Genomic DNA, 2,567 nt, shown 5'->3' on the forward strand with positions numbered 1-2,567 from the left:
CAGGATATTGAATCGGTTCAGAAATTAATCGATGATATGTTGGAAACCCTATATTCAACTGATAATGGTATAGGTCTAGCTTCAGTTCAAGTGGGTCGTAAAGAAGCGGTTGTTATTATTGATCTTTCAGATAATCGAGATCAGCCATTGATATTGATTAATCCTGAAGTAGTGAGTGGTAGCCACAAAGCTTTAGGTCAAGAGGGATGTCTTTCAGTTCCAGATTATTATGCTGAGGTGGAACGTTATACATCAGTTGTGGTATCGGCGTTAGATCGAACAGGTCAGCGAATCACGATCGAAAGTGATGATTTTCTGGCTATCGTTATGCAGCATGAGATTGATCATCTTTCTGGTAATTTATTCATTGATTATCTTTCACCGTTAAAGCGTCAAATGGCGATGAAAAAGGTGAAAAAGTACGTCAAATCGCACTCTCAACCACGCACATAACAAACGGTTAAAGAGGGATTCGCAACGCTCGGCATTTTTATTATGCGTTGATTTCAGTGGTTATGGTGTTGTGCGGTGATTTGGTAGTTGCGTTGCTCACCCCTTAACCGGGCGTTATATTTTTTTAAGTTCAGCAATCAAAAGGATTCATGATGAACGTGGATAAGGCGAAAAAACGCATATTGAAACGAGTACAAAGAGGTTTCAAAGGTTATCCGCAAATATCTTTAGAGTATTTCGGTAAAACGACAGATTTCGCTACCGAAGTAGTCATTACCTTTTTGTCTGAAGAAAATGCTGAACCGCAAATTCAGCGATTTACGAGTGATAAAGATGTTCGTGAAGATGAAGCCATTCAATCGGTATTGTTGAAAATTATTGAGCGAGCTGAAGCTGCTACGGTTTTAGAAAATCGAGAAGTATCAGTTTGTTAATGGTTTTTAGTTAATCTTAAGCTCTCGGTCACATTAGCGTTGAGAACGAAAATATAACAAACGGTTCAAGAGGGATTCGCAACGCGCAGCATTTTTTGTAATGCGTTGACTTTTGTGGTTTACGGTGTTGTGCGGTGAGTTAGTTGTTGCGTTGCTCACCCCTTAACCGGGCGTTATAACTCTATGGAGAAAGCTAAATGATCAAATACTTTTCTAATCATACGAGCCTTGAAAACCGAGCTCTTCAGATATGGCAAATTTTGATAGGGTTCGCTTACGAACGCAAAATTACTACTTACGGTGAAGTCGCTGATATTCTTGGATATAAGGGAGCGGGGACAATGGATAGACAATTAGGTCATATTCTTCACTTTTGTGCTCAGAACAAACTGCCTCCTTTAAGTGTTTTGGTTGTTAACGCCGAAACAGGCTTGCCTGGTGATGGCTTTGAAACTATCGGAGACTTACACAAAGCTAGAGAAAAGGTATTCAATTATGACTGGTTTGACGTAATACCTCCGACACCAGAGCAGTTTGCGAAAGCATGGGATATCGCAGAGGAAAACAACTTTAGCATCGAGTTATAACAATCTGTTTAAGAGTGATTCGCAACGCGTGGCATTTTTACTGTGCGTTGCGTTTAGTGTTTAAGGTTGTATGCGGCGGCTTCTCTATTGCGTTGCTCACACCTTAACAGGGCGTTAGGCGAAGAGAGTGCGAATGTACGATACAGTGATTTTTGATTACGGTAATACCTTATGTGAAATGGGTAATTTATCTAATTCGTTGAAAGTGGTTCTTGAATCAAAGTGTGCCGAGCAAATTGGTCATTCGATAGAACGGAGCATTAAAGAGCTGTATAGCCCAGATCAAGTTGAGCAACCTAGATGGATTGATATTTGGGAAAAATCATTCAATGAGTACGGTCTTACGTTTGAGCAATCTATTGGTTTGGAGCATTTGAACCATTTTGTAGATAGTGGTCACATGTATAGTTACTCGCTACCATTACTGAGCTCTCTTCAAAAACAAGGAACAAAGTTAATCTTGTTATCTAACGTCACTGGTCCTACGGAAGTTTTTCAGCGTGACTTGAGTGAGAGAGGTTTAGCTAAATATTTCGATAGCGTAATTTGGTCTTCAGAAATTGGTTTTAGGAAACCTAGCCGTCAAGCTTTTGAGATAGCGTTAGAAAGTACAGGAAGTATAAGTTCAAATACGATCATGGTTGGTGATAATGAAATCGCTGATGTATGTGGTGCTGAATTAGTCGGTATATCAACAATGCTGATTTCAGATGTTGAAAGTATAGAAAGTCGAGCTAATCATGTTGTTAATCGCACAAATATTACGCGTGAACTAATTCGCCTAACAAGGCGTTAAAGAGGGATTCGCAACGCGTGGTATTTTCGTTATGCTTTGATTTTATTGGTTTTTAGTGTAATGCGGTGAGTTGGTAGTTGCGTTGCTCACCCCTTAACGCGGCGTTATGCTTTATTGAGCCTCAGCAAAATCAATATATAAATTTTAATGGGAAAACTTAGTCTGATTTAGAAGTTTTCTTATTCTAATTTATTGATATTATGAGTTTATTGTTCTTTTTGGTGGCGATTGAAAGTTGAACGATGCTTGTGTTTTTTCGGCAACTCTGCTCTGATAAATTGTGTTCGCAAAAGGTTC

The 2,567-nt window shown here is 39.2% G+C and carries 4 protein-coding genes; all 4 read left to right on the top strand.

The features are described from left to right. On the top strand, positions 1-453 hold a 453-nt coding region (gene def, locus CAG60_RS06150; RefSeq protein ID WP_161438504.1), incomplete at its 5' end, for a peptide deformylase. Between the two features lie 152 nt (positions 454-605). Next, entirely contained in the window at positions 606-887 is a 282-nt protein-coding gene (locus CAG60_RS06155) for a hypothetical protein (protein ID WP_202598532.1), read from the top strand. Positions 888-1,084: 197 nt separating this feature from the next. Next, positions 1,085-1,474, top strand: coding sequence for a hypothetical protein (locus CAG60_RS06160; RefSeq protein ID WP_029836357.1), 390 nt, complete (start codon positions 1,085-1,087; stop codon positions 1,472-1,474). A 133-nt stretch (positions 1,475-1,607) separates the two neighbouring features. Next, positions 1,608-2,270: an HAD family hydrolase gene (locus CAG60_RS06170; RefSeq protein WP_202598533.1), complete on the top strand. Its 663-nt coding sequence runs from the start codon at positions 1,608-1,610 to the stop codon at positions 2,268-2,270. Positions 2,271-2,567 lie beyond the last annotated feature (297 nt).

The sequence above is a fragment of the Vibrio sp. V33_P6A3T137 genome, assembly GCF_009904835.1.
Taxonomy (GTDB): Bacteria; Pseudomonadota; Gammaproteobacteria; order Enterobacterales; family Vibrionaceae; genus Vibrio; species Vibrio metschnikovii.